The following is a 26955-nucleotide window of genomic DNA, read 5'->3' on the forward strand; positions in this document are numbered from 1 at the left end:
CCCGGACACGTATCGATTCCACGTTCTGTGACGCCCTGCTCACCCGAGTTCGCATAACGTCGGCCCCGTGCCCGTCCCGCGCTCCCGAAACCGGGCGTTGCCCCTGCTCGCCCTCGTCGCCCTGCTGATCTGCGGCGGGGTAGTGCTGTGGTCGAACACCCCGGCGACCCCCGCCCCCGTCACCACCCGTCCCGTGCTGCTCGACGTCGTCGACGGTCCGCAGCGGACGGAGCGGGTGCAGATCGACGCCACGCTCTACCTGCCCGCGCGCACACCGGCACCGGCGGTGATCGTCGCCCACGGCTTCGGCGGCAACAAGGACTCGGTGGCCACCGACGCCACCGAACTGGCCGACCGGGGCTTCGTGGTGCTCGCCTACTCGGCGCGCGGCTTCGGCCGTTCGACCGGGCAGATCGCCTTGAACGCGCGCGACTACGAGATCGCCGACGCCGAACAGCTGGTGAGCTGGCTGTCCCGGCAGCCCGAGGTGGCACTCGACGGGCCGGGTGACCCCAGGGTGGGTGTCACCGGCGGCTCCTACGGCGGCGCGCTGTCGCTGATGCTGGCCGGGGTCGACCGGCGCGTCGACGCGATCGCGCCGCTGATCACCTGGAACGACCTCGCGCAGGCGCTGCTGCCGAACGCGGCGACACGGGACGCCGCCGTCCCCGGCAGTCCCGCGGGCGGCGGAGGCGCGGACAACGGCGTGTTCAAGCGCGCGTGGGCGGGCATGTTCTTCTCCTCCGGCCTCGGCCCCGCGAGCACCGGCGGCGGTGGTCCCGGCCCGGAGGCCCCCGAACCCGGCGTCCCGTCCACCGGCACGTCCGCCCCGGCCGACACCGCCGCGCCGCCGCAAGGTGGCGAGCGGGGTGCGCCGAACCTCGCCGCGCTGGGCCAGGGTCCGGCGACCTGTGGCCGGTTCCGGCCCGAGGTCTGCGCGGCCTACACCGAGGTGGCCACCACCGGCAAAGCCAGCCAGCAGACCATCGACCTGTTGCGGCGCTCGTCCCCGGTCAGCGTCGCCGACAAGATCACCGTGCCCTCGCTGATCGTGCAGGGCGAGCGGGACACCCTCTTCGGGCTCGATCAGTCCGACGCCAACGCCAGGCAGATCGCCGGGGCGGGCGGCAAGGTCAAGACGATCTGGTACGCGGGCGGTCACGACGGCGGCGGGCCGGGACCGTTGCTGCGCGGGCAGATCGCCGACTGGTTCGGCTTCCACCTCTCCGGCCAGGGAACCGACCCCGGCACCGGGTTCTCCTACGCGGTGCAGGGCGCCTTCCGCACCGGCGGCGGCGCGTCCGTGCGCGAGGTGGTCTCCCCGGGCTACCCCGGGCTGCACGGGCAGAACGCGGTGCGGCGGGACCGGTTCGAGCTGATCGGCACGGCGCAGCCGGTGATCAACCCGGCCGGGGGCAACCCCGCCGCGGTCAGCGGTTTCCCCGGTCTGTCCGACCGGATCGGCGGCGCGTCCGCGCTGAGCAGCGGGTTGAGCATCGACATCCCCGGCCAGTCGGCGATTTTCACGACGCGCCCGCTGGCCGAGCAGGTGCTCGTTGCGGGGTCGGCAAACGTCCGGCTCCGGCTGCGGTCGATCCCCGGCCAACCGGCCACCGGCGAGGCGGTGCTGTTCGGCAAGCTCTACGACGTCGGCCCGGACGGGCGGCGCACGCTCGCGGGCGGTGCGGTCGCGCCGATCCGCGTGACCGGGTTGCCCGCGGACGGCTCGCCGGTCGAGGTGACCGCGGCGCTGCCGGGCGTGGTGCGGCCGATCGAGGCGGGGCACCGGATGCAGGTCGTCTTCGCCACCACCGACCAGTCCTTCGCGGGCGCGGCGGAACCGGCCACCCACCTCGTCGAGGTCGATCCCACGCTGTCGGTGCCGATCGTGCCCGGCACGCGCAGCTCCTCCCCCGCGCCGGTCGGTGCCCTGATCGGCATCGGCGTGGTGCTCGCGGTGGCCGTGGCCGCCGCGCTGCTCGCCCGGTTCCGCAGGCGGCGCGCGGACGACGTCGATCAGTCCCTTGTGGACACTCCGTTGGTGATCAGCGGTCTGCGCAAGGAGTACAAGGGCGGGCTGACCGCGGTGGACGGCCTGTCCTTCTCCGTGGAGCGCGGCCAGGTGCTCGGTCTGCTCGGCCCGAACGGCGCGGGCAAGACCACGACGCTGCGGATGCTGATGGGCCTGGTCCAGCCGACCGCCGGTGAGATCAGGGTCTTCGGCCACCGGGTGCACAGCGGTGCGCCCGTGCTGTCCCGCATCGGGTCCTTCGTGGAGGGTTCGGGTTTCCTGCCTCACCTTTCCGGTACGGCGAACCTGCGGCTGTACTGGGCGGCGACGGGCAGGGCGGCCGAGGAGGCGCGCTTCGACGAGGCGCTGGAGATCGCCGGGCTCGGCAAGGCGGTGCGGCGCAAGGTGGGCACCTACAGCCAGGGCATGCGGCAGCGGCTGGCCATCGCCCAGGCGATGCTCGGACTGCCGGACCTGCTGGTGCTCGACGAACCGGCGAACGGGCTGGACCCGCCGCAGATCCACCAGATGCGCGATGTGCTGCGGCGCTACGCGGCGACCGGCCGGACCGTGGTGGTCTCCAGCCACCTGCTGGCCGAGGTCGAGCAGACGTGCAGCCACGTCGTGGTGATGCACCGCGGCCGTCTCGTCGCCTCCGGTGAGGTCGCCGAGATCGTCGCGGGCGGCGGCGCGGCCTCGTTCCGGGTGGACCGGCCGAGCACCGCGGTGAACACGCTGCGCACACTGGAGGGCGTCGGCGAGGTGAGCGCCGAGGGCGAGTTCGTCTCCGCGGAGCTGGGCCCGCTGCCGAGGGCGGTCGCGGTGGCCGCGCTGGTGCAGGCGGGCATCGCGGTGGAACAGGCCGGGCCGCGGCGGCGGCTCGAGGACGCGTTCCTTCAGCTGGTCGGTGAGGAGTCGGTGCAGTGAGCGAGCAGGTCAAGGAGCGTGCCGTGCCGGAGGCGGCGGAGGACCCCACCCCGGCGCCGCCCACCGAGACGCGGGCGGACGGCGCGATCGCGGGTTACCGCGAGCGGCGCACGCTGCCGCTGCGGGTGGAACTGGCCCGGCAGTTCGGCAGGCGGCGCACCCAGGTGACGCTGGGCCTGCTCGCCGTGCTGCCCGTGGTGCTGCTGCTCGCCTTCGAGCTGGGGTCCAACGGCACGGCGCGCCGCCAGGGCGGCCTGGTCGACCTGGCGACGGCGAGCGGCCAGAACTTCGTCACCTTCGCGTTGTTCGCCTCGGCGAACTTCCTGCTGGTCGTGGTGGTCGCGCTGTTCTTCGGTGACACGGTGGCGAGCGAGGCGTCGTGGTCCAGCCTGAAGTACCTGCTGGCGATCCCGGTCCCGCGCGGGAGGTTGTTGCGGCAGAAGGCGTTGGTCTCCGGCCTGCTGTCGGTGCTCGGCCTGCTCGTCCTGCCCGTGATGTCGTTGCTGGTCGGGCTGATCTGGTACGGCGCGGGCGATATGGTGACGCCGACCGGCGAGTCGGTTCCGCTCGCCGACGGCCTCGTCGCGCTGGGCCTGGCGCTGTGCTACCTGGCCGTGCACCTGTTCTGGGTCGCCGGGCTGGCGCTGCTGCTGTCGGTGTCCACCGACGCTCCGCTGAGCGCGGTGGGCGGCGCCGCGCTGGTGTCCATCGTGTCGCAGATCCTCAACCAGATCACCGATCTCGGTTCCCTGCGCGAGTTCCTGCCCACGCACTACTCCTACGCGTGGTCGGACCTGCTGAGCACCGACATCGACTGGTCGAACATGGCGGCGGGCGCGTTCTCCTCGCTGGCCTACGGAACGTTCTTCGTGCTGCTGGCCGTGCGGAGGTTCGCGCGCAAGGACATCACCAGCTGACGCCTAGAACCACAGCAACCCCACGGTTCCCCCGGCAGCAGCACGACCGCGGCGATCGCGATCGCGACCACGATCGCCAGGAGCGTGACCAGCCGGTCGGAGAACGAGTAGGCCGAAGCGGCTGCCGGGGCGAGACCCCCCATGCCCCGCTTTTCCCGTTTCGTACTCTTATCGGGTTTGAGAGCGCTCTCCTCGGCGGCTAAGAGTACGAAACGGGCTTTCCCCGGAGCGCGATGGGTGTGCTATGGGAGAGGGTTCGACGAAGAGCACGGGAAGGCCGGGGACGAGGGTACCTGCGATTCGCATCGCCTTGCTCCAGCACAAGTTCCCCGACCATGAGACGGATTCCCCCCAGGTCCGACCTGCGCGTTGACGCCTCCCGGCAAATGCCGGAATAATCGAATTAGGGGGTCCCCCTGAGCGGGCGAAAGCCACCCTCGCCCACCTCTCTCGCGCGAGCGGGTTTTTGCCACCGTGGCAATCAATAACGCGTTGGAGTGATTCCCCGGGTTCGGGCCCGTTCGGCGGCCTTTTTCGTCAGTGCCCCGCGCCACCATTGCGCCGAAATCGTTCACGACGCTGGAGGGCACACATGACCGACCCCGAGCCGACGCTGCGCGGGCAGGAGCTCGGCGAACAGCTGCGCAGGCTGCGCGTCGCCGCGAGCCTGACCCTGGCCGAGGCGGGGGAACGGATCGACGCCTCCAGCAGCAAGCTGAGCCGGATCGAGTGCGGCAAGCGCTGCGCGCGGGTGGAGGACGTCGCCGCCCTGCTCGCCCTCTACGACGTGACCGGCGACCGCCGCGCCCGGCTGCTGGCACTGGCCAGGGAGGTCGACCGGCGCGGCTGGTGGCAGCCCTTCCACCCCGACCACGACGAGCGGCTGCGCACGCTGCTGAAACTGGAGGCCGAGGCCAGCGGCATCGTGGACTTCCAGGCCACCCACGTGCCGGACCTGCTGCAGACCACCGAGTACGCGCGGGCACTGCTGACCGAGAGCGAGATGCTCACCGAGCGGGAGATCCGCCAGCTGGTCACCACCAGGAAACGACGGCGGGCCCGGCTGCGCGGGGAACCCTCGCCCACCCTGCTGGCCATCACCACCGAACCCGCGCTGCGCTACACCGTCGGCGGCGTGCCGGTGCAGCGCAGGCAGCTCGACCACCTGCTGCGGATGTCCACCCGGCGCGGCGTGACCCTGCTGGTCGTGCCGAACTCCAGCCGGTCCAACGTGGGCTGGACCGGATCGTTCTCGATGTTCGCCCGCAGCAGGCCGCCGACGGTAGTCTTCGTCGACCACCTGACCTCGCACCTGTTCCTGGAGGACGACAGCGACGTCGAGACCTACGAGCGCGCCGTGGACCGGCTGGTGGACGCGGCGCTGGACACCGGGGAATCCGCCGCGTTCATCGCCCGGATCGCCAAGGAACTGGAATGAGGACGCGGTGTCCTGCGAGACGACCGGCACGGCGCTGATTCCCTTGTCCGCGTTGACATCCAGGTGCTTCCGGCGCCTCACGGACCGGCCGGGCGAAGCGCTGACGGTCACCGGGCGATCATGCTCCGCGACGGACTGTCTAGGATCTGCCTCTCCCCCTGCCGACACCCCACCCGGAGGAGAGACAACGATGGCAACCCCCGTCCACTTCACGATCAACGCCAGCGACCCTGCTCGCGCGCAGGCGTTCTACAGCGCGGTCCTGGACTGGAAGTTCAGCCAGTTCGGCGAGATGCCGTACTGGGGGATCGAGACCGGCGAGGACGCCACCATCGGCGGCGGCATGGTGCAGCGCACCGACGCCGCCCCGGCCGAGGGCCAGTCCGCGAACTCCTTCGTGCTGACCGTGCTCGTCGAGGACTGCGACGCCACCGCGGAGACCGCGGTCGCCAACGGCGGTGCGGTCGCGGTCGCCAAGACCGCGCTGCCCGGCCTCGGCTGGACCGTCCACATCAAGGACACCGAGGGCAACATCTTCGGCGCCATGCAGCACGACCCGAGCGCGGCCTGATGACGCGCGGGGCCGGTCGGCCAACCACCGACCGGCCCTACCTCCGGGATCACTACACCCGGCCGCATCGCCGATCTGACGCCTGCGACTGTGTTTATTTGACGCCTGCGGCGTCCATGCCGCGGAGCTCCTTCTTCAGGTCGTGGATCTCATCGCGCAACCGCCCGGCCAGCTCGAACTGGAGCTCCCGCGCCGCGTTCATCATCTGATCCGTCAGCTGCTGCACCAGATCCGCCAGCTCGGCCCTGGCCATCGTCTTGACGTCGCGGTCACCGAGCACGCCCGCGGTGGTGCGGCCACCGCCGCCCTGCTCCGGCTTCTTGCCGCGAGAGGCGTTGCGGCCCGAACCACCGACGGCCACCTGCTCGCTGTCCTCGGCCTCCGCGTAGACCACGTCGAGGATGTCGGCGATCTTCTTCCGCAGCGGCGTCGGGTCGATGCCCTGCTCGGTGTTGTAGGCGATCTGCTTGGCGCGCCGCCGGTTCGTCTCGTCGATCGCGTACTGCATCGAGTCGGTGATCTTGTCGGCGTACATGTGCACCTGGCCGGAGACGTTGCGCGCCGCGCGGCCGATCGTCTGGATGAGGCTGGTGCCCGAGCGCAGGAAGCCCTCCTTGTCAGCGTCCAAAATGGACACCAGGGAGACCTCCGGCAGGTCGAGGCCCTCGCGCAGCAGGTTGATGCCGACCAGCACGTCGTACTCGCCGAGCCGCAACTGGCGCAGCAGCTCCACCCGGCGCAGCGTGTCCACCTCGGAGTGCAGGTAGCGCACCCGGATGCCGAGCTCGAGCAGGTAGTCGGTCAGGTCCTCGGCCATCTTCTTGGTCAACGTGGTGACCAGGACCCGCTCGTCCCGCTCCGCGCGCACCCGGATCTCGTGCACCAGGTCGTCGATCTGGCCCTCGGTCGGCTTGATCACCACCTCGGGGTCGATCAGACCGGTGGGCCGGATGACCTGCTCGACGAACTCGCCGCGCGCCTGCCCCATCTCGTAGGAGCCCGGCGTCGCGGACAGGTACACCGTCTGCCCGATCCGGTCGGTGAACTCCTCCCAGGTCAGCGGGCGGTTGTCCATCGCGCTCGGCAATCGGAAACCGTGCTCGACCAGGGTGCGCTTGCGGGAGGCGTCACCCTCGTACATGCCGCCGATCTGCGGCACCGTCACGTGCGACTCGTCGATGACGAGCAGGAAGTCCTCGGGGAAGTAGTCGATCAGCGTCGCGGGCGCGGTGCCGGGCTCGCGGCCGTCGATGTGCCGGGAGTAGTTCTCGATACCCGAGCAGAAGCCGACCTGGCGCATCATCTCGATGTCGTAGTTGGTGCGCATCCGCAGCCGCTGCGCCTCCAGCAGCTTGCCCTGCTTCTCCATCTTCGCGAGCGTCGTCTCCAGCTCTTCGAGGATGGCCTTGATGGCGCGCTCCATGCGCTCCGGACCCGCGACGTAGTGCGTGGCCGGGAAGACCCGGACCTCCTCGACCTCCTTCACCACGTCACCGGTCAGCGGGTGCAGGTAGTACAGCCGCTCGATCTCGTCACCGAAGAACTCCACCCGCACGGCCAGTTCCTCGTAGGCGGGGATCACCTCGACCGTGTCGCCGCGCACGCGGAACGTGCCGCGGGCGAACGCGATGTCGTTGCGGGTGTACTGCACGTCGACCAGCGCGCGCAGCAACGTCTCCCGCTCCACCTCCTGGCCGACCTTCAGGTGCACCGAGCGGTCCAGGTACTCCTGCGGGGTACCGAGGCCGTAGATGCAGGACACCGAGGCGACGACGATGGTGTCGCGCCGCGTCAGCAGGCTCATCGTCGCGGAGTGGCGCAGTCGCTCCACCTCGGCGTTGGTCGAGGAGTCCTTCTCGATGTAGGTGTCGGTCTGCGGGACGTAGGCCTCTGGCTGGTAGTAGTCGTAGTAGCTGACGAAGTACTCGACCGCGTTGTTCGGGAAGAGCTCGCGCAGCTCGTTCGCCAGCTGGGCGGCCAGGGTCTTGTTCGGCGCCATCACCAGCGTCGGCCGCTGCAACCGCTCGACCAGCCACGCGGTGGTCGCGGACTTGCCGGTACCGGTGGCGCCGAGCAGCACGACGTCCGGCTCGCCCGCGCGGATCCGGCGTTCGAGCTCGTCGATGGCCGCGGGCTGGTCACCCGCTGGGTTGTAGTCGCTGACCACCTCGAACCGGCCCGACGCTCGTGGGATCTCGCCCACTGGGCGGTGCTCGGAGATCGGGCCGGTCGAGGGGTAGTAATGCGGTTCCTGTGCCACGACGTCGAGGGTATGTCGGACCCCCGACAATCACGAACGGACCAGCTCAGCAGCAGTCGCAATCGCAGTCGCACTTGCGGCAGCACGCCCGGCAGCCGCAGTTCAGGCCGCCCTCGCAGGCGCGGCACCCGCACTCGCCGCAGCAGTCAGCGCAACAGTCGGTGCAGCAGTTGTCCCGATGGCAGAAGCCCTGCCGCTTCTTGCGGTCCCACGGGTCGTTGTACTCCTTGCGGCAGCACATCTGCCCCGTGCAGAACATGAAGGAGGCGATGCCGCAGCCGACGAACCAGTTGCGCCGCGGCAGATCGGGGGCCTGCGGCGCGGTCGGGTCGGCGTGCTGGGCGAAGACCCGTTCGACGGCGGCCTCCAGCTCGTGCACGAGCAGCGCGTGGGCGAGCCGCTGGTCGGTGAACTCGACCTCCTTCAGGGCCAGCCGCACGCCGAGGACCGCGTCGTCGCACAGCCTGCGGGCCTCGTCGAAGTCGGTCCCGGTCGCCAGCAACGGGTTCCACGCCCCGGACGCGCGGTCGGCCGCCAGGTCCTCCACCGCGTCGAGAAGGTGCGCGACCCGGCCGAATAGGCGCCCGGCCTCGGCGAGCGCGTCGGCGTTGCCGGGGCGCCCCGCCAGCACGGCGGTGTAGGAGAACGCCGCCGCCGTCGCGGTCTCGGTGGGCTCGGTGGCCAGCAGCGGCGAGTCCCCCGCGCCGATGCCGCGCTCCAGTTCTCCTTGTCGCAGAACGGCTTCGGTGAGCACGGTGGTGTCGAACCCGAGGCTGTCGCCGGTGCTGGCGCCCTGCCGGGCCCACCGGGTGGCGACGCGGCGGCCCACCCCGGCCAACCGCGGGTTGGCGAAGGCCCCGTCGCCGTCCTCGGCGTGGTCGCGGACCTTGGCCGAGGCCAGCACCAGGGAGACGGCGGCGGCGAGCTCGGCCCCGGAGCCGATGCTGATCTTGGCGGGCAGCATCGCGCGCAGCGGGCACGGTCCCGCGGTGCGCCTGCTCGCCCGCTCCGACTGCGCCTCCACCAGGACCGAGATGACCAGGCCGTCGTAGTTGGTGACCACCCTGGCGAACTGGCCGTGCTGGTCGCGCAACGCGTGGCAGAGCCCGCACAGGTGCGCGAGCCAGGCTTCGCGCAGCTGCTTGGACAAGCGGTTGCGACAGGGTCGAATGATGCCGAACACAAATCCCCCTCATGAATCGGCCCCGCACCGGGAGCGGCAGGATCCCACGACGCGACCAGGCGTGTGATTGTTCTGGACGAATGACCTTCGCGTCGCGATCGTGGACGGCGTGACGCCCAGCGCAGCCCACCGGGACCCCGGCCACATCCACCCGCCCAAGGCGGAGGTCTTCGACGTCGACGCGGGCACGAACACCGATCCCAAGGGGTTCGTGCGCCAGGTGGACGCCTACCGGACCGAACCGTTCGGCCTCTACATGGCCCGGCCGACCCCGGGGCACCCGCGACTGGCGTACTTCCGGAGCTGGCTGCTGCCCTCGCTCGGGCTGCGGGTGGGCCGCTGGTCCTGGCACCCGGGCCACGAGGAGAGCTTCGATTATTACCTCGATGTAGTGAACATCAGCCGCGTCGGAAACGTGTGGCGGACCAAAGACCTCTACCTCGACCTCCTCGTGACGGCCGGATCGGGCGTCCGCGTGCTCGACATCGACGAGTTGCTGACCGCCCTCGGTTCGGGGCTGATCGAAGCCGACGAGGCCGAGCGAGCACTCACCGTGACGCACCGCACAGTCGACGGGATCAGCCGCAGCGGCTATGACCTCGACAAATGGCTCACCGGTCACGGTATCGCCCTGTCGTGGAAACCATGACCGAGCGTGATCGCCTTCAGGCGTGACACCCCGAACGGATTCGGCGAGCCGGGGCGAGGGGCTTCCCCGGATCGATACTTGGGCACTGACCGCACGTGAGCGCGGTCACGGACCCGTCGATCACGCCCCGCGCCATCCCCGCTACTCTCCGATTTGTGAGCGCGGTCATCACACCGCAGCTGGTCGACGTGGTTGACACGTTTACCTCGGTGCGAAACTACTCGTCAGGAACTGCCCGGCAGCTGACTACGTGCCGGGTCGAGCCGTGGGGTCTCCGCACGGAGTGCCCCACCCCGGAGGATCCGTTCTCCGAGTGCGAGGTCACCTGGCTGTTGCCGGACCTCGGACTGCGGTTGACCTACCTCCGGCCGAGATCCAGGCACGCCCGCAGCACGCCCAGCGTGCTGACGGCGGTTCGGGTGCAGCGAGATACCCGGTCCTGGCGCACGACCGACCTGTTGCTCGGGCTCGCGGTGCCCGGCGGGACCACGGCGCGGATCGTCCGCTCCGAGGAGTTCGCCGCCGCCGTGGCCGGACGGGTCCTGCGGTCCTCCGACGCCGACCTGGCGCTGCGGACCGTGCACCGGACGCTGGAGGAGATCAGCTACCAGCGCCACGACATCAGCAGCTGGCTGTGCTCCATGGGGATCTATGACAGCTGGCCCCCGATGCCGGAGATCTAGGGCGTTCGCGCCGGCCGGTCACCACGGCCGGTCGGCGTGACCCCCTGCCCACTCGATCGCGCGAGCCAGTGCGGCGTGCATCCACGGGTCCTTGGCGTCGGCGTAGCGTGTGGCACCCCCATCCGCGGCGAACGCCGGTGCCAGCTCCCGCTTGAGCGCCGCGTAGGCCGCGACCTCCTCCGGGTGCGCGCGCATCCAGTCGCGGAAGACCAGCGCGTAGCGCCACGCGGGCCACTCGCGGACGCGGACGTGCACGTTCACCGGGCGGCCTGGGTCGGCGGAGCAGTGCACGCGCTTGCGCCACATCTCGGGGTCGGGGTGCGAGGGCAGAACGGTATCGCTCAGCGGCTCCGGGTAGCGCGGGAAACCTGCCTCCCCCAACGCGTGCGCCAGCTTGTCGGCCTCCTCGAGCGAGTCGACGCCGAGCTGGAGATCGATCACGTCCTTGGCCGCGAGGCCCGGTACCGACGTGGAGCCGATGTGCTCGACCGGCGCGCCGCTGGTCGCCGCCTGGATCCGCGAGATCAGCCGCGCGGCCTGCGCGGGCCAGTCCGGGTCGTACTCGGCGATCTTCGGCGAGCCCGCGCGGTGCACCCGCTGCTCGCGGACGTTCGCCTCGAAGGGCACCAGGCGCTCCGCCCACAGTCTGTCCACTTCGGACAGAACGACGGCCCGCTCACCGCCGTTGTCCAGCCACACGTCCGCCGTCGCCCGGCGCTGCTCGTCACCGGCCTGCGCGGCGATGCGCGAGCGCGCGTCCGGCTCGGCCATGCCGCGCACGGCGACCAGCCTCCGCACCCGCTCCTCGACCGGCGCGTCCACCACCAGCACCAGGTGGTACGCGGGCGCCATGCCCTTCTCCACCAGCAGCGGGACGTCGTGCACCACGATCGCGTCCGACGGCGCGGCGGCCATCATCTCGCCGGTGCGCGCGCCGACCCTGGGGTGCACGATGCCGTTCAGCGTGCGGCGGGCTTCGTCGTCGCTGAAGACGATCCCGGCCAGCGCGGCGCGGTCCAGCGAACCGTCCGCCGCGAGGACCCCCTCGCCGAAGGCGGCCACGATGTCGCGCAGCCCGTCCGTTCCCGGGGCGACGACCTCCCTGGCCAGCAGGTCGGAGTCGATCACGACCGCGCCGAGCTCGGCGAGCCTCCCCGACACGGTCGACTTCCCAGATCCGATCCCACCGGTGAGCCCCACGCGCAACATGGGCCGGATTGTGTCAGCTGTGCTCGGCCTTGTCGGCGTGATTCCCGATCGCCCGCCCGAGCCGCGCGGACTCGGCCTCGTAGGCGTCGATGAAGCCGCCCATCACGCGCCGCGTGGCGAGATCACCGAAGCGACTGGTGATCAGGCTGCGCACCCAGTACGCGACAGCGACCGAGCCTGGCACGTAGACCCGCCGCGAGCGCCGCTCGATCCCCCGAACCACGGCGCGAGCGCACTCGGCGACGTCAGTCGTGGAGTTCGCGGGCCACGGCAGCCGGGACCGCAATCGCCTGAAGCTGGGCAGTTCGGCGTCGGCGTCGCGGACCATGTCGGTGTCGATCCAGCCGAAGTGCGCGGAGCCCACGGTCACGCCGAGGTGGGCGACCTCGTTCCGCAGCGAGCACGTCATCGCGTCCACCCCGGCCTTGCTCGCCGCGTACGCCGCCATGCCCGGCGCGGGGGCGAACGACGCGAGCGAGGCGATGGTCAGGACGTGGCCGCGGCTGGCGATGATCGACGGGAGCGCGGCGCGCACGGTGTTGAAGACGCCGTTGACGTTGACGTCGATGGTCCGCGCGAAGTCCACGGGGTCGGTGGTGCGGACCGTGCCGTAGTTGACGATGCCCGCGTTCGCGATCACCACGTCGAGCCGTCCGAACGCGGCGACCGTGGCGTCGACGACGGTCCGCAACGCCTCGGGCTCGGTGACGTCGACGGGATGCCACAGGTGACCGGGACCGAGCTCGTCGGTCAGCGCCGCGAGCCGTTCGGGCTCCAGCCCGACCACGGCAACGCGGGTTCCCTTCGCCGCCAAGGCTTTCGCGGTGGCAGCGCCGATTCCCCTGGCCGCCCCGGTGATCAGCGCCGTCTTCACCGGACGCCCGTCAGCTCGTCCCGCGCCGCTCGGGAGCGGACCAGCGCGCGGTAGGCGTCCGGGTCGAACTTCCTGGTGGCCATGCGCAGGCTGAAGCTGAAACCGGGCCACAGCGCGATGTTGCGGCCCTGGTCGTCGAGGTACCAGCTGGAGCAGCCGCCGCGGGACCACACGGTGCGGCGCATCCGCCGCTGCACGCGCTCGTTGAAGCGGATTTGCGGCTCCCGCAAGGGTTCCACGGCGGTGACGCGGTGCTCGCGCAGGTGGTCGAGCGCGTCGAGCACGTAGTTGAGCTGGCTCTCGATGATGAACACCATCGACGTGTGGCCGAGGCCGGTGTTCGGGCCGATCAGCATGAACAGGTTGGGGAACCCGGCGATCGTGGTGCCGCGGTAGGCGCCCGGCTCGTCGTGCCAGGTGCCGGTGAGCGAGGCGCCGTCGCCGTTGAAGATCCGCCTGCCGACCGGGAAGTCGGTGGCGTGGAAGCCGGTGCCGAAGATCAGGGTGTCCACCGGGCGCTCGGTGCCGTCGGCGGTGACGATCGAATGCGGCCGGATCTCGGCGATGCAGTCGGTGACCAGCTCCACGTTCGGCTCGGTCAGCGCGGGGTACCAGTCGCTGGTCACCACGACCCGTTTGCAGCCGAAGGCGTAGTCCGGGGTCAGCTTCTCGCGCAGCACCGGGTCGGCGATCTGGCGGCGGAGGTTGCGCAGCGAGGCGCGCTTGGCGAGGCCGAGGATCTTGGGCTGCACGGTGAAGCCCAGCGCGAAGCTCTCGCGGCCCCAGTAGACGGCGTAGCGGGCCAGGCGTTGCAGCACGGGTAAGCGGCGGTAGAGCAGGCGCTCCACCCGACTGACCTCGCGGTCCCACCTGGGCATCGTCCAGTGCGCGGTGCGCTGGAAGACGTGCAGCTTGGCGGCCTTCGGCTGGATCTTCGGCACGAACTGCACGGCCGAGGACCCGGTGCCGATCACCGCGACGTTCTTCCCGGAGAGGTCGTGCTCGTGGTTCCACCGCGCGGAGTGGAAGGTGGTGCCCGCGAAGGACTCCAGGCCGGGGATGTCCGGGATCGACGGCTCCGAGAGCGGACCGGTGCCGAGGATCAGCACGTCGCCGGTGAATTCGCCGCGGCCGGTGCGCACGTGCCAGCGCATCCGTTCCGGGTCCCACCGCGACTCCAGCATCTCGTGGCCGAAGCGGCAGCGCGGGTAGATCCCGTTGTCGCGGGCGAAGCGCCGGAGGTAGGCCAGGATCTCCGGCTGCCCGGAGAAGGACCGGGACCAGTCGCTGTTCTGCGCGAAGGAGAAGGAGTAGAGCAGGGACGGCACATCGCAGGCGGCGCCGGGGTAGCTGTTGTCCCGCCAGGTCCCGCCCACGTCGTCGGCACGCTCCAGCAGCAGCACGTCGGTGATCCCGCGCTCGCGGAGCCGGTGCGCGGCGCCGAGCCCGGAGAAGCCGGTACCGATAATCAACACGTGTGCGTGCTCGGCCATGCCCCGCCACCCTCCGTTACTACTGAGAAGTACTCAATTCCACGGTAGGGTGACTGTTGAGAGGAAGTCAATAGTGCGCGCGGGTCCCTACACTGGGCACATGTCGTCGATCACCGACCCCGTTCCCGGGCGCGCTCGCGGCCGGATGACCCGGGACGCGCGCCGGGCCCAGCTGCTGGAGCTGGCCACCGAGCTGATGATCGAACGCGGGGTCGACGGCTTCTCCACCAACGAGCTCGCCCGGCGCGCGGGCATCTCCAACCCGCTGCTGTTCCACTACTTCCCCACCAGGGGCGACATCGTGCTCGAGGTGGTCAGCGCGACCATCGAGGAGCTGGTGGAGCAGGTCCGCCCGAATCCCGAGCTGTCCCCGATCGACCAGCTGACCGAGGGCCTGACCCGCTACATCACCTACGTCGAGCGCACCCGCAACGGCTACCTGTCCCTGGTGCGCGGCGCCGCCGCGGCGGACGCGGACCTGCGCGCGGTGGTGGACTCCAGCCGGACCCGGATCGCCCGGTACTTCGCCGACAGCCTGGCGGCGGCGGGCATCGAGGTGGACGCGGCCCTGTCCCTGCTGGTCCGGGGCGCGGTGGCGTTCGTCGAGGAGATCGCGCTGCACTGGGTGGAAAGCCCGCAACTGGGTCGAGAGGACCTGGTCGGCCTGCTCCGCGAATCCCTCCTGCGCGCGCTCCCCTTCTCCGCGGAGCAACTGGAAGCCCTCACCGCCTCCTGACGCGCGGGTTCCCCCGTCTTCAAGTACCCCGCACCCCCACCCCAGCGGTCTCAAACCGCCCCCAACCCGCGCCGGGGTTGGGGGCGGTTTGAGACGGTTGTGGGCGGGGTCGGGGGTACTTGAAGACCGGTGGACCCGCGCTGGGACGGGTGAACATGGCGAAGGGCCCCGCACCACGGAGCGTGGTGCGGGGCCCTTCGGACGTACTGCGTGGCCTACCCGATCAGGAGATCAGCCCTGGTTGCCGGAGAGCTTCTCGCGAAGCGCCGCGAGCTGCTCGTCGCTGGCCAGCGAGCCCGAGGACTCGCCACCCGAGGAGTAGTTGCCACCGCCGGACGCGGCGCCACCGGCGGAGCCGGAGCCACCACCAGCGGCCGCGGCCTCGGTGCCACCGTTCGCGGCGGCCTCCGCCTCGGCCTCGGTGGCCTTGACGACCTGCTTGATGTGGGCGTCGTAGCGCACGCGGGCCTCCGCGTACTGCTTCTCCCACTCCTCGCGCTGCTTGTCGTAGCCCTCGAGCCAGTCCTGGGTCTCCGGGTCGAAGCCTTCGGGGTAGATGTAGTTGCCCTCGGCGTCGTACTCGGCGGCCATGCCGTACTGGGTCGGGTCGAACTCCGAGTCCGCGGTGAAGCCCTCGTTGGCCTGCTTCAGCGACAGCGAGATGCGGCGGCGGTCCAGGTCGATGTCGATGACCTTGACCATGACCTCGTCGCCGACCTGCACGACCTGCTCCGGGATCTCCACGTGGCGCTCGGCCAGCTCGGAGATGTGCACCAGGCCCTCGATGCCCTCGTCGACGCGGACGAACGCGCCGAACGGAACGAGCTTGGTGACCTTGCCCGGCACGATCTGGCCGATCGCGTGGGTGCGGGCGAACTGGCGCCACGGGTCTTCCTGCGTCGCCTTGAGCGAGAGCGACACGCGCTCGCGCTCCATGTCGACGTCGAGGACCTCGACGGTGACCTCCTGGCCGACCTCGACGACCTCGCTCGGGTGGTCGATGTGCTTCCAGGACAGCTCGGAGACGTGCACCAGGCCGTCGACGCCACCCAGGTCCACGAAGGCACCGAAGTTGACGATGGAGGACACGACGCCCTTGCGGACCTGGCCCTTCTGCAGCTGGTTGAGGAACTCGCTGCGGACCTCGGACTGGGTCTGCTCCAGCCAGGCGCGGCGGGACAGGACCACGTTGTTGCGGTTCTTGTCCAGCTCGATGATCTTGGCTTCGAGCTCGCGGCCGACGTACGGCTGCAGATCGCGCACGCGGCGCATCTCCACCAGCGAGGCGGGAAGGAAGCCACGGAGGCCGATGTCGAGGATGAGACCACCCTTGACGACCTCGATGACGGTGCCCTTGACGGGCTCGTCCTTCTCCTTGAGCGCCTCGATCGTGCCCCAGGCGCGCTCGTACTGGGCGCGCTTCTTGGACAGGATCAGACGGCCTTCCTTGTCCTCCTTCTGGAGAACCAGGGCCTCGACGTGGTCACCGACGGAGACGACCTCGGCCGGGTCGACGTCGTGCTTGATCGACAGCTCGCGCGAGGGGATGACGCCCTCGGTCTTGTAGCCGATGTCGAGCAGCACCTCGTCGCGGTCGACCTTGACGATGGTGCCCTCGACGATGTCGCCATCGTTGAAGTACTTGATGGTCTTGTCGATGGCGGCGAGGAAGTCCTCTTCCGAACCGATGTCGTTGACGGCGACCTGGGTCTTGGCAGGCGCGGGACCGGTGTAGGAAGGGATGGTGACGGTGTCGGTGGACATTAGGTGGGGTGCTCCGGTACGGATAGGTGTAGTTGGCCTCTGCACGTTCTTTCGCTGCGGGCTTTGTCTAGCCGGCGCAAGTCATAGTGCTACAAGGCCAACAACGAGCGACGAGCGCCCCCTGTTCCGAGCTTCTGCTTCGTGAGATGCCGGTAGCAGGCAGCGCGCACCCACCGCGCGGACGGTATCGTACGCGCCTGCTCGACGGCCGGGCAAACCGGTTACTCCGATCCAGTCCCCAGTAGGAGCAGTGTGTCTGACCAGCACCAGCACGCCAGCGCGGAACGAGCACTCGGCACCATCGGGATCGTGAAGCGCGAGGCGGGGGTGGTGGAGTCGCGGCTGGCGAATATCGCCTGGTGGGACGCTGACGCGGACGACTACCGCGAGGAGCACCGGGACTTCCTCGGCGCCGCGGACTTCGTCTGGTGCCCGGAACGCCTGCGCGAGGAGGACGCCCGTCTGCTCGGCGACGTGACGGGCCTCGACGTGCTGGAGCTGGGCTCCGGGATGGCCGCGTGCGCACGGTGGTTGGCGGCGCGAGGCGCGCGCACTACGGCACTGGACGTGTCGGCGGGCATGCTGCGGCACGCGGCGAGCGACAACGCCGCCACGGGCATCCACGTGCCGCTCGTCCAGGCGAGCGGGGACGCGCTGCCCTTCAAGGACGGCTCCTTCGACATCGTGTGCTCCGCGTTCGGCGGTGTGCCCTTCGTGGCCGACATCGACCTGCTGATGCGCGAGGTCGCCAGGACGCTGCGCCCCGGCGGGCGGTGGGCGTTCGCGGTGACGCACCCCGTGCGGTGGTGCTTCCCGGACGATCCCGGCCCGGACGGGCTGACGGTGCACCAGTCCTACTTCGACCGCTCGCCCTACGTCGAGGTCGACGAGGACGGCAGGGCCACCTACGTCGAGCACCACCGCACGCTCGGCGACTTCGTGCGCGCGATCACCGCGGCGGGCATGGGCTTGAAGGACATCGTGGAGCCCGAGTGGCCCGAGGGGCACACGGCGATCTGGGGCCAGTGGAGCCCCTTGCGCGGGAAGCTCTTCCCCGGCACAGCGATCTTCCTGTGCGAGAAGCTGTAGGGCATGACCGAACTCGACGAGCTGCTCGCCGCTCAGCGGGCGCACTTCGCGGCGTTGGACCCGCTGCTCCCGCGGGCCGTCGCACCCCCCGTCGAGAACATGATCACCGCCGCTCTCCCGGACGGCCGCAGGGTCACGGGCGTCATCGCGCACGACCGGCACCCGGTGGGAGCGGCGCAACGCCTGTGGACGACCGCGGACGTGTGGGAGCTGCTGCCCCTGGTGGGCGGTGACAGCGGCGTCGGGATGGACGCGCTGCTCCGGCTCTGGGTGGACCGGATGCGCGAGATCGGACCGCCCGGCACCGACTCCACGTGCCTGGTGTCGTGGCCGAGCCGGGACGCGAGGGCGACGAAGGCGTTCCTGGACCACGGTTTCAGCCCGCGGTCCGTGCTGGCCGTGCGGCGGGCCGCGCCCGCGGAGACCTCGGCGGGGAGCAGGCCGGAGGTTCGCCGGGCGAGGACCGCGGACATGGCGGAGATGGTCAAGCTGGCGCTGGCCGAGCTGCGGTACTCCGAGCTCGTCGGCGCGGCGACCTTCCGGGACAACGCCGCGGCGCTCAAGCGGGACGGGCTGCGCAAACAGCTGCTCGACGGTGGCCCCGTGTGGGTGGCGGAGCGGGACGGGATGACGCTGGCGCTCGCCGACTGCCTGTGGATGCCGGTGACCGCGAGCAGCTGGGCCGGGAGCCGCTTGCAGCCGGGCAACTGGGGCTACGTGAACTGCGTGTCGGTGCTGCCCGGCGCGCGGGGCAACGGCATCGGCAGGCGGCTGATGGACGTCGTGCACACGGAGTTCGCGCGGGGCGGGGCGACCGGGACCTACCTCTACTACAACCCGCCGAACCCGCTGTCGTCGGTGTTCTGGCCGCGCCAGGGCTACCGTCCACTGTGGACACTCTGGGAAGTCCGCCCCGCCACCGCCCTCCGCTAGCGCCCAGCCCGGTTGGGGCGTCTTCAAGTACCCCCAACCCCCTTCCCAGCGGTCTTTAACCGCCACTAACCCCCGGGTTTGTGCCGGTTAAAGACAGTTTCGGGCGGGGTTGGGGGTACTTGAAGACGTGTCTACCTCGCGCGCTGGAGCGAGGGGTGCGGCGGGTGTTTGTCCGGTTCGCGCGGTCCTGATGGAGATCACAGGGGCGCGAGTTGCCGTGCGCCAGACGGAGGGCCACTATTCAAACTGACCAGTCAGTTCGAATAGGAGGCGAGCGTGCAGATCCAGGCCAAGGCGGTGGGCGTCACCGGCCCGCACGGACCGCTGCTGCGCCCCACCTCGCTGCGGGTCGCGCCCGGTCAGGTCGCCCTGGTCACGGGCGAGCCGGGGGCGGGGCACACCGTGCTCGCGCTGACCCTCGCCGGGCGGATGCGCCCGCACGAGGGCGCCGTGCTGCTCGACGGTCGCACGAACGCCGCCGGACTGCGCGCCGGAGTCGCGGTGGTCGACGCTCCCGGCGTGACCGAGCCGGACGGTTCCCTGCGGCTGCGCGACGTGATCGGCGAGGAGCTGGCCATGGCCGGGCTGCGGGCGAGCCGCCGGGCCGTGCGCGGCTGGCTGGCCGAACGCGACGCGGAGCAGCACGCCGACGCGCGCTTCGAAACCGTGCCCGCGACCACGCGCACGCGTCTGCTCGTCGAGTCCGCTGCAGCGCGGCCCCGGGTGAAAGCGCTGGTCATGGACTGCCCCGACCGGCACACCGACGACCCGCACGCGTGGTGGGCACTGGCCCGGCAGCAGGCCGAACAGGGCATGGCGGTCGTCGCGCTGTGCACCGAGACGTCATCGCGGCTGCTGGGGATACCCGCCGCGCGCCTCGGCTGCTGTGAGCAACCGCCCGCGCTCACCGTCCACCGCAAGCACGAAGCCCAGGAGATGACCCAGTGACCCCGTTCCGCCTCGCCGCGAACGAGCTGCGCCGGCTGACCGCGGGGAAGCTCCCCCGGCTGGCCGTGCTGGCGATCACCCTCGTCCCGCTGCTCTACGGGGCGCTCTACCTCTACGCCAACTGGGACCCGTACGGGAAACTCAGCGAGGTGCCCGCGGCGCTCGTGGTCGCGGACACCGGGGCGAGCCGCGACGACGGCACCGAACTCAAGGCCGGGCAGAAGATCGCCGACAAGCTCGACGACTCCGGCACCTTCTCCTGGACCAAGACCGACGCGGCCGACGCCGACGCCGGGGTGCGCGACGGGCGGTACACCTTCTCGATCACGCTGCCCGCGGACTTCTCCCAGGCGCTGCTCTCCCCCGCCGAGTACAAGCCGCGCCAGGGCATCATCGTGATGACCACCAACGACGCCAACAACTACCTGGTCAGCACGATCGCGGACAAGGTGGTCGGCGAGGTGCGGCGGGCGGTGTCCTCCGAGGTCGGCACCGAGGCCGCGGACAAGCTGCTGGTCGGCTTCTCCACCATGCGGGAGAAGACCCAGCAGGCCGCCGAGGGCGCGGGCAAGCTCGCGGACGGTTCGGTGAAGGTGCGCGACGGCGTCGGCACCGCCCGGGAGAAGATCAACGAGCTGGGCACCGGGCTGACGAAGCTCGCCGAGGGCGGGCAGAAGCTCAACGACGGGATCGTCAAGCTCTCCGGCGGGCTCGGCGAACTGCGCACCAAGACCGCGGAGCTGCCGACGAAGTCCAAGCAGCTGGCGGACGGCGCGAAGCAGGTGTCCGACGGCAACAAGCAGCTGGCGGACAGGGGAGCCGCGGTCGCGGACGCGGCGAAGCAGCTGGTCGACACGCTGGACGGCAAGCGGGACGACATCGCGAAGAAGCTGCGCGCGCTCGGGCTGCCCGAGGAGCAGGTGCAGAAGGTGCTCGGCCTGATGAACGAGGCGGGCAAGCCGTTGCACCAGGCCAACGACAAGGTCCAGGGCCTGTCCGGGCAGCTCAAAACGCTTGCCAATGGCGCAAAGCAGGTCTCGGACGGGGCCGCGACGCTCGCCGCGCAGACCCCGCGGCTGAGCTCGGCGATCAAGCAGCTCGACGACGGCGCCGGTCAGCTGGCCGAGAAGACCCCGGAGCTGCGCGACGGCCTGAAGAAGGCCAGCACCGGCGCGGGCCAGCTCTACGACGGCACCAAGCCGCTGACCGAGGGCGCGGTCCAGGTCGCGGATGGCAACAAGGAGCTGGCGGGCAAGCTCGGCGAGGGCGTCGAGACCATCCCGAACCTCGACGAGCAGACCCGCAAGGACACCGCGCGGACCATCGGCGACCCGATCTCGGTGCGCGCCATCGGGGAGAACAAGGCGGGCAGCTACGGTGCCGGGCTCGCCCCGTTCTTCCTCGGCCTCGCCAGCTGGATCGGCGCGTTCGTGATGTTCCTGCTGGTGCGCCCGCTCTCTCGGCGGGCGCTGACCTCCGGGGCGGCACCGTGGCGGGTCGCGCTCGGCGGCTGGCTGCCCGCCGCGCTGCTCGGCAGCCTGCAGGTCTCGCTGCTGTTCCTGGTGGTGACGACGGCGATCGGGGTCAGTCCGGCGAACCCTTTGGGGACACTGGGTTTCATGGTGCTGACGTCATTGGCGTTCACCGCGGTCCTGCACGGGCTCAACGCGCTGCTCGGGCCGAGCGGGAAGTTCGTCGCGCTGGTGCTGCTGGTGTTGCAGCTGACCACGGCGGGCGGCACGTTCCCGTGGCAGACCACGCCGGAGCCGCTGCACGTGCTGCACCTGGTGCTCCCGCTGTCCTATGTGGTCGACGGGCTGCGGCACCTGATCTACGGCGGCGGCTGGGCGAACATGGGCACCGACATCGGCGTCCTCGGCGGATATCTGATCTTCGGCTTGCTGTTGGCGGTGCTGGCCGCGTACAAGCAGAAGGTGTGGACGCCCAACCGCCTCAAGCCGGAGCTCGTGCTGTGAACCCCAGGCCCGCGCGCACCGCGGTGACCAAGCAGAAGCTCTTCGACGCCGCGCTGCGGCTGCTCGGGGAGCGCGGGGCCGCCGAGGTGACGGTCGACGAGATCGCCTCGGCGGCCGGGGTCGCCAAGGGCACCGTCTACTACAACTTCGGCAGCAAGGACGCGCTGATCGACGCGTTGCTGCGGCACGGGGTCGACCTGCTCGCGGAGCGGCTGCGGCCCGAGGGCAGCGACGACGCGGTGGAGCACCTGGTCGGCGCTTCGCTGGAGTTCTTCCGCGACTACCCCGCCTTCGGCCAGCTGCTGGTGAGCGAGATGTGGCGCAGCCCGGGGCAGTGGCACGGCACGCTGAGCCTGCTCCGCGACGACATCGTGGCCATCTTCAAGCAGGTGGTACAGCGTTCCGCGGACGCCGGGAAGCTGCCAGACGGCGTGCAGGCGGGCACGGCGTCCGCGGCCCTGTTCGGCACGCTCCTGGTCGTGGCCCTGGACTGGCAGGTGTTCCAGCCGGACCGGAGCCTCGACCAGGTGCGCGACTCGGTGATGCTGCTGGTGCGCGGGGTCACGCCACGCGCTTGACCCACTCCCCGATCCGGTCGAGGAAGGTCGTCGCGGTCGGCAGGTGCCCGGTCGGGTCGAACAGGACGGCCGCGTGGAAGGCGTGCGTCATGCCCTCGTAGAGGTCGAGGGTGACGTCGACCCCGGCCGCGGCGGCGGCTTCGGCGAAGCGCACCGAGTCGTCGAGCAGGACCTCGTCCTGGCCCACCGCGAGAAGGATCGGTGGCAGCCCGTGGAAATCGCCGAACAACGGCGACTGCGGGGCCTGGTCCGGCCGGGCACCGCCGAGGTAGGCCGGACCGACCCCGCCCATGACGCTCGGGTCGATGACGTCACCGCCCCTGTTGGCCTTGATCGATGGGCTGGACTCGGTGAAGTCGGTGACCGGCGAGACAGGAATGGCCCCCGCGGGCAACGGATCTCCGGCCGCGGCGAGCGCGAGCAGGGTCGAGAGCACGAGCGTGCCACCGGCCGACTCACCGACAAGAACGATCTTCGTCGGTGGAATCCCTTGCCGCACAAGGCTTCTGTAGGTCTCGACGATATCGTCCATGGCCGCCGGGAACGGATGCGCGGGGGCGAGCCGGTAGTCCACGGCGAAGACCGGGCGCCCGGTGGCCTGGGAGAGCCGGTGCGCCATGATCCGCTCCATCGGCGGGTTGCTGTGGGCGAAACCGCCTCCGTGCACGTAGATCGTCACGCCGGAGGCGGGCGTGCGGCCCGATCCGTTGACCCACATGCCCGGGACGCCCCCGGTGGGCAGCACGTCCGGGGTCAGGTCGGCGGCCGGGTCGATCGTGGGCGGATCAGTGAAGAACGCCGCGAGCAGTTCGCGGACGGCAGCGCTTTCCTCCGCTGTCGCGGAAATGGTGTTGACGCGCAAAAACAATCCTTTCAGGCATGGGTGCAATCCGCGCACGGGCGCGGCGAAGAAAATGCGGGCGGGCAGCGCGGAACCACGGCAAGAGGGGGTAACGCGCGCAGGATGCGCTCAGCAGGCGCCAGTGCGGTGAGGAGTCACGGCATCATCCCGGGGTACGGTGCCGCCTAGCCGCCGCCGTCCTCCTGGCAGCGTCACACGACACGAAATGCATCCCAGTCGACGCGCACGCCTTTTGTCAAGAGTTCTCGACGTCCACGAATCCGTATTCCGCGGAGAGATCGGCGACAGTGACGGTACGGCCGGAATGGCGTGTCACGTCAGGATCGGCGAGCAGTGCGCACACCGCGCGGCCCGGGAACTCGATCGAGTCGGACTCCGGCGGAACGGCTCCCCCGAGCGCGGCGGTGATCGCCTCGGTCCGGGTGAAGCCGGGGGACAACGCCAGCGCGGCGGCACCGTGCGGCGCCAGGTCCCGCGCGAGGGTCGCGGCCAGCCTGCTGATCGCGGTCATCGCCAGGTCGTAGAAGGCATGCCCGCCAAGCACTTCGTCGGCGTCGTGGGCGTAGCCGGTGAGCACCGCCAGCCCGCGGCGCTCGATCAGCAGCGGCGCGGCGTGCCACGCGGTGAGGGCGTGCCCGCGCACTCCCGAGTCGATCATGTTGTGCCAGTGGGCCCACGGCAGGGTCCAGAACGGCCCACCGCGGAACGGCAGCGCGTTGCCGTCGAAAGCGTTGGCCACCAACAGGTCCAGGCCGCCGTGCGCCACGCGGACCCGCTCGAAGAGCCCGGCGACCGCGTCGTCGTCGGTGACGTCGACGACCACGGGAATCCCGCGCCCACCGCGGCGGTCCACCTGCTCCGCGGTGTCCTCGACGGTTCCTGGCAGCTCGGAGTGCTTGCGCGCGCGGGATTCGCGATCGGTGACGTACACGGTCGCGCCCTGTTCAGCGAGGGCGAGCGCCACGCCCCGGCCGACTCCGCGAGCGGCCCCGGTGATCACGGCGACCGTCATCTCCACCACCTCCGGCTTGCTCCACCAGTGATATGTGGGTATATAACCACATATGAGCCGCCGAGTGGTACCCGACGAGGACCGGATCTGGCACGCCCTCGCCGATCCGACCCGCCGCGCGATCCTGGACGCGCTGCGCTCCGGGCCGCGCACCACCGGCACGCTGGCCTGCGGCTTCCCCACCACGCGGTACACGGTGATGGGGCACCTCGACGTGCTGGCCGAGGTCGGCCTGATCACCGTGGAGCGCCGGGGGCGGGAACGGCTCAACCACCTGACCGCGGTGCCGCTGCGCGAGGCGTACCGGCGATGGGTCCGGCCGCTGGCGGAGTCCGCGGCCGACACGCTGCTGCGCCTCGGCGAGGCGGCGGAGGAAAGGAGTGCGGCGATGGATGTCCAGGCGCAGCACCGGGTCCGGGCCGATGTGGCCCGCACCTGGGAGACGGTGATGGACCTGCCCCGGTGGTGGCCGCGGCGGTGGAGCGAAGGCCAGCGCCTGGTGTTCGAGCCCGTCGTCGGCGGCAGGCTCGGCCCGGCCAACGGCGAGTTCGACGACGGCGCCGAAGGTGAGCTGTGGGGCGTGGTCACCGCGCTGCGGCCGCGGCGGGAACTGGTCGTCGACGGGGCGATGGGCCTGGCCGGTCCCGTGCTCGGGCAGTGGCGGATGATCTTGGAGCCGATCGGCGACGAGACGACCGTGACGCTGCGGCACCGGGTTCTCGGCGAGGTCGGCGACGAGGACCGGGACTGCTACGCCACCGGGTGGGTGGAGAACCTGGCCCGCCTCGCCGCCGCCGCGGAGAACCGGTGAACGTCCCGGACCGCGTGCGCTGGGCGGTCGAGGTGCTCGATCCGCGGCCGGAGGACGAGATCCTGGAGATCGGATCAGGCCCGGGTGTCGCCGCCTCCCTTGTCTGCCAACGACTCCAGAGCGGACGACTGCTGGCGCTCGACCGCTCCCCCGTCGCCGTCGAGCGGATCGGCGAGCGCAACGCCGACCACGTCGCCGCTGGCAGGCTCGCCGTACGGCAGTCCGCGCTGGCCGACCTCATCGTGCCGCCGAGCAGCTTCGACAAGGCCTTCGCGGTCAACGTCAACGTGTTCTGGGTCGGTGATCCCGCTCGCGAGCTGGCCGTGCTCAAAGCGGCACTGCGCGAGGGCGGGAGCCTGCACATCCTTTATGGCGCAGGAGGTCCGACCTCGGCCGACCGCGTCACCGGACCCGTCGCCGCGGCGCTGCGGGAACACGGCTTCGCGGAGGTCACCGCGCGCGCCTCGGCATTCGGCATCGGGGTTACCGCTCGGCGATGAGCTTTTCCAGTGCGGCGAGCTGGGTTTCGATGCCGCGCTGCCGCCACTCCGGCTCCTCGTGGCCGTCGAGGTAGGCGCCCTGTTCGGTGACGAGCAGGTGGGTACCGCCGCCGGACGCCTCGAACTGCACGGTCGTCTGCGACACGGTGGCCACGGTGTCGCCCGCGCGGAGCACTCCGCTGCAAACGATGCGCTCGTCGGCCACGATCTCGCGGTACACGGCCTCGAACGTCAGCTTGGTGCCGTCGTGGACGCCGCTGGCGATCTCCGTGCCGCCCTCGCGGAAGTCCAGCTCGTGCTCGGCGCCCGGCCCGGCGAACCACTTCGCCTTGCTCTCCGGGTCGGCCCACAGCGCGAAGACCTTCGCGGGCGGGGCCGGGAAATCGCGCTCCAGCGTGAACGTCGCGTGCTTGATCATGGGTCGCTCCTCACGAGTCGGGTTCCAGTAGCTCGCCCAGCCGGTCGAGGCGGTCCTCCCAGCCGGTGCGCTGCCCGGAGAGCCAGCCCTCCGCCAGCCGCAGGCCCTCGGGCCGGAGCGCGCACGTGCGGACCCGGCCCACCTTCTCGGTGCGCACCAGCCCACAGGCTTCGAGCACCTTCAGGTGCTGCATGACGGCCTGGAGGGTCATCGAGTGCGAGCCCGCCAGCTCGCTCACGGACGCGGGCCCCCGGACGAGCCGCTCGACCACGTCGCGCCGGGTGCTGTCGGCCAGCGCGTGGAACAACCGGTCCAACCGGCCTCGATGGTCAAGCATGGACTTGAGTATCGACCCGGCCCGCCCAATAGTCAAGTAATCGCTTGAGTATCCGGGCGGAAAAGATCCCCGCCCAGCTGGGACGGCAGCTGGACGGGGATCGCCTGGTTCCTAGCGGCCGGGCCAGCTGGACGGGGCGTCCGCCCAGCCCGCGTTGCTCGCGGTGCTCAGGATCTCGATCTTCGAGCTCTTCTGGCCGGTGCTGACCGCCGTGCCGTTGCCCAGCGAGACCACGACGTGGCCGTAGGTCGAGCTCATGAACATGAAGACCAGCGTGCCCGCGGGCGCGGAGCCGGACTTGAGGCGCCCGGCGGCCTTCGCCGCGTTGTAGTGCGCCTTCGCCGAGGCGTAGCGGCCACTGGTGCCGTAGGCCAGCTCGACGAACAGCTCGCAGTAGTGGTGGTACTGGCTCTTGCCGACCATCGACCTCGCCCAGGACACGGCCTTGGCGCGACCGGGATGGGCGGCGGCGACGGAGACCTCGTCGGCGGGAGCCGCCGGGGCCGCCATGGCGACCGGGGTCGCGGCACCGACGCTGGCCAGCGCGAGGGCGCACGCGGTGCCCAGCTTGGCGAAAGCAGAAAGACGCATCACAAACCTCCGTTGTGAAGGGGGGCAGGGGTCCCGGTGGAGAAGATCCGCGTGCCCGCTTGTCTCTCGCTGGTCCCGAATCGTCCTCTCAGCCCCTTGAGAGAGGGTTATCGCAGGTCAGACCGTAAGAGGCATTCGGTTGTTCGAAGGTGCCTGGAGCTCACACCGCGCGGCGGTGAAGATTG

Annotated in this window: 26 protein-coding genes; 14 read left to right on the forward strand and 12 right to left on the reverse strand. The window is 70.7% G+C overall.

The genetic code is table 11. The features are described 5' to 3' along the window. The first annotated feature begins 67 nt into the window (after window positions 1-67). A complete protein-coding gene (locus NLX83_RS24700; RefSeq protein WP_254237539.1) occupies window positions 68-2938 on the forward strand; it encodes an alpha/beta fold hydrolase in 2871 nt (956 codons plus the stop codon). A gap of 23 nt (window positions 2939-2961) precedes the next feature. Continuing rightward, entirely contained in the window at window positions 2962-3855 is an 894-nt protein-coding gene (locus NLX83_RS24705; protein WP_254237839.1) for an ABC transporter permease, read from the forward strand. Here NLX83_RS24705 and NLX83_RS24710 read toward each other — a convergent pair. After that, complete coding sequence (locus NLX83_RS24710; RefSeq protein ID WP_254237540.1) at window positions 3792-3998, reverse strand: hypothetical protein; 207 nt, start codon at window positions 3996-3998, stop codon at window positions 3792-3794. The two genes, NLX83_RS24705 and NLX83_RS24710, sit on opposite strands and share 64 nt — an antisense overlap. 449 nt (window positions 3999-4447) lie before the next feature. Between NLX83_RS24710 and NLX83_RS24715 the strand changes: the two genes are divergently transcribed. Beyond that, complete coding sequence (locus NLX83_RS24715; protein ID WP_254237541.1) at window positions 4448-5293, forward strand: helix-turn-helix domain-containing protein; 846 nt, start codon at window positions 4448-4450, stop codon at window positions 5291-5293. 190 nt (window positions 5294-5483) lie between these two features. Next, window positions 5484-5864, forward strand: coding sequence for a VOC family protein (locus tag NLX83_RS24720; RefSeq protein ID WP_254237542.1), 381 nt, complete (start codon window positions 5484-5486; stop codon window positions 5862-5864). A gap of 94 nt (window positions 5865-5958) precedes the next feature. Here NLX83_RS24720 and uvrB read toward each other — a convergent pair whose 3' ends face one another. Both uvrB and NLX83_RS24730 read right to left on the reverse strand, forming a co-directional pair. Further along, window positions 5959-8124 (reverse strand): excinuclease ABC subunit UvrB, encoded by a 2166-nt coding sequence (uvrB, locus tag NLX83_RS24725; RefSeq protein WP_308209368.1) that lies wholly within the window; start codon window positions 8122-8124, stop codon window positions 5959-5961. A 46-nt stretch (window positions 8125-8170) separates the two neighbouring features. Further along, complete coding sequence (locus NLX83_RS24730) at window positions 8171-9307, reverse strand: DUF5685 family protein (RefSeq protein WP_254237543.1); 1137 nt, start codon at window positions 9305-9307, stop codon at window positions 8171-8173. Window positions 9308-9416: 109 nt separating this feature from the next. On the opposite strand from NLX83_RS24730, the gene NLX83_RS24735 reads away from it, so the two are divergent. Together NLX83_RS24735 and NLX83_RS24740 are read left to right on the forward strand one after the other, a co-directional pair. Beyond that, on the forward strand, window positions 9417-9956 hold the full coding sequence (locus NLX83_RS24735) for a DUF402 domain-containing protein (protein ID WP_254237544.1): 540 nt from the start codon (window positions 9417-9419) through the stop codon (window positions 9954-9956). A gap of 155 nt (window positions 9957-10111) precedes the next feature. Beyond that, on the forward strand, window positions 10112-10639 hold the full coding sequence (locus NLX83_RS24740) for a DUF402 domain-containing protein (protein ID WP_254237545.1): 528 nt from the start codon (window positions 10112-10114) through the stop codon (window positions 10637-10639). Between the two features lie 18 nt (window positions 10640-10657). Here NLX83_RS24740 and coaE read toward each other — a convergent pair whose 3' ends face one another. Genes coaE through NLX83_RS24755 form a run of 3 tightly spaced genes read right to left on the reverse strand, consistent with a single transcriptional unit; the run spans window position 10658 to window position 14215 of the window. Then, a complete protein-coding gene (gene coaE, locus NLX83_RS24745) occupies window positions 10658-11848 on the reverse strand; it encodes a dephospho-CoA kinase (RefSeq protein WP_254237546.1) in 1191 nt (396 codons plus the stop codon). A gap of 13 nt (window positions 11849-11861) precedes the next feature. After that, on the reverse strand, window positions 11862-12722 hold the full coding sequence (locus NLX83_RS24750; protein ID WP_254237547.1) for an SDR family oxidoreductase: 861 nt from the start codon (window positions 12720-12722) through the stop codon (window positions 11862-11864). Continuing rightward, a complete protein-coding gene (locus NLX83_RS24755; protein WP_254237548.1) occupies window positions 12719-14215 on the reverse strand; it encodes a flavin-containing monooxygenase in 1497 nt (498 codons plus the stop codon). The genes NLX83_RS24750 and NLX83_RS24755 overlap by 4 nt, the downstream gene beginning before the upstream one ends. Before the next feature lie 100 nt (window positions 14216-14315). On the opposite strand from NLX83_RS24755, the gene NLX83_RS24760 reads away from it, so the two are divergent. Then, window positions 14316-14951 (forward strand): TetR/AcrR family transcriptional regulator, encoded by a 636-nt coding sequence (locus tag NLX83_RS24760; RefSeq protein WP_254237549.1) that lies wholly within the window; start codon window positions 14316-14318, stop codon window positions 14949-14951. A gap of 231 nt (window positions 14952-15182) precedes the next feature. On the opposite strand, the gene rpsA is transcribed toward NLX83_RS24760, so the two are convergent. Continuing rightward, window positions 15183-16715 (reverse strand): 30S ribosomal protein S1, encoded by a 1533-nt coding sequence (gene rpsA, locus NLX83_RS24765; RefSeq protein ID WP_254237550.1) that lies wholly within the window; start codon window positions 16713-16715, stop codon window positions 15183-15185. A gap of 252 nt (window positions 16716-16967) precedes the next feature. Here rpsA and NLX83_RS24770 point away from each other — a divergent pair, with 252 nt between their 5' ends. From NLX83_RS24770 to NLX83_RS24790, 5 genes are all read left to right on the forward strand, one after another. Next, window positions 16968-17804, forward strand: a complete 837-nt coding sequence (locus NLX83_RS24770) for a class I SAM-dependent methyltransferase (protein ID WP_254237551.1) — start codon at window positions 16968-16970, stop codon at window positions 17802-17804. A 3-nt stretch (window positions 17805-17807) separates the two neighbouring features. After that, entirely contained in the window at window positions 17808-18737 is a 930-nt protein-coding gene (locus NLX83_RS24775; RefSeq protein WP_254237552.1) for a GNAT family N-acetyltransferase, read from the forward strand. 276 nt (window positions 18738-19013) lie between these two features. Next, window positions 19014-19685: an ATP-binding cassette domain-containing protein gene (locus NLX83_RS24780; RefSeq protein WP_254237553.1), complete on the forward strand. Its 672-nt coding sequence runs from the start codon at window positions 19014-19016 to the stop codon at window positions 19683-19685. Then, entirely contained in the window at window positions 19682-21661 is a 1980-nt protein-coding gene (locus tag NLX83_RS24785; RefSeq protein WP_254237554.1) for a YhgE/Pip domain-containing protein, read from the forward strand. The genes NLX83_RS24780 and NLX83_RS24785 overlap by 4 nt, the downstream gene beginning before the upstream one ends. Then, on the forward strand, window positions 21658-22239 hold the full coding sequence (locus NLX83_RS24790) for a TetR/AcrR family transcriptional regulator (RefSeq protein ID WP_254237555.1): 582 nt from the start codon (window positions 21658-21660) through the stop codon (window positions 22237-22239). Before NLX83_RS24785 ends, NLX83_RS24790 begins: the two co-directional genes overlap by 4 nt. Here NLX83_RS24790 and NLX83_RS24795 read toward each other — a convergent pair. Both NLX83_RS24795 and NLX83_RS24800 read right to left on the reverse strand, forming a co-directional pair. After that, window positions 22223-23101: an alpha/beta hydrolase gene (locus tag NLX83_RS24795; protein ID WP_254237556.1), complete on the reverse strand. Its 879-nt coding sequence runs from the start codon at window positions 23099-23101 to the stop codon at window positions 22223-22225. The two genes, NLX83_RS24790 and NLX83_RS24795, sit on opposite strands and share 17 nt — an antisense overlap. 235 nt (window positions 23102-23336) lie before the next feature. Beyond that, window positions 23337-24113 (reverse strand): SDR family oxidoreductase, encoded by a 777-nt coding sequence (locus NLX83_RS24800; RefSeq protein ID WP_254237557.1) that lies wholly within the window; start codon window positions 24111-24113, stop codon window positions 23337-23339. 52 nt (window positions 24114-24165) lie between these two features. On the opposite strand from NLX83_RS24800, the gene NLX83_RS24805 reads away from it, so the two are divergent. Together NLX83_RS24805 and NLX83_RS24810 are read left to right on the forward strand one after the other, a co-directional pair. Further along, on the forward strand, window positions 24166-24924 hold the full coding sequence (locus tag NLX83_RS24805) for a helix-turn-helix domain-containing protein (protein ID WP_254237558.1): 759 nt from the start codon (window positions 24166-24168) through the stop codon (window positions 24922-24924). Next, complete coding sequence (locus NLX83_RS24810) at window positions 24921-25424, forward strand: class I SAM-dependent methyltransferase (RefSeq protein ID WP_254237559.1); 504 nt, start codon at window positions 24921-24923, stop codon at window positions 25422-25424. Before NLX83_RS24805 ends, NLX83_RS24810 begins: the two co-directional genes overlap by 4 nt. On the opposite strand, the gene NLX83_RS24815 is transcribed toward NLX83_RS24810, so the two are convergent. The 3 genes from NLX83_RS24815 to NLX83_RS24825 all read right to left on the reverse strand — a co-directional run bounded on the left by NLX83_RS24815 (window position 25408) and on the right by NLX83_RS24825 (window position 26770). Beyond that, on the reverse strand, window positions 25408-25842 hold the full coding sequence (locus tag NLX83_RS24815; protein WP_254237560.1) for an SRPBCC family protein: 435 nt from the start codon (window positions 25840-25842) through the stop codon (window positions 25408-25410). The genes NLX83_RS24810 and NLX83_RS24815 overlap by 17 nt on opposite strands. A 10-nt stretch (window positions 25843-25852) precedes the next feature. After that, window positions 25853-26179 carry an ArsR/SmtB family transcription factor gene (locus NLX83_RS24820; protein ID WP_254237561.1) on the reverse strand — a complete coding sequence of 109 codons (327 nt, stop codon included), beginning with the start codon at window positions 26177-26179 and terminating at the stop codon, window positions 25853-25855. A gap of 111 nt (window positions 26180-26290) precedes the next feature. Continuing rightward, window positions 26291-26770, reverse strand: a complete 480-nt coding sequence (locus tag NLX83_RS24825; protein WP_254237562.1) for an NlpC/P60 family protein — start codon at window positions 26768-26770, stop codon at window positions 26291-26293. Window positions 26771-26955: the final 185 nt, after the last annotated feature.

It is taken from the genome of Allokutzneria sp. A3M-2-11 16 (genome assembly GCF_024213555.1).
GTDB lineage: Bacteria > Actinomycetota > Actinomycetes > Mycobacteriales > Pseudonocardiaceae > Allokutzneria.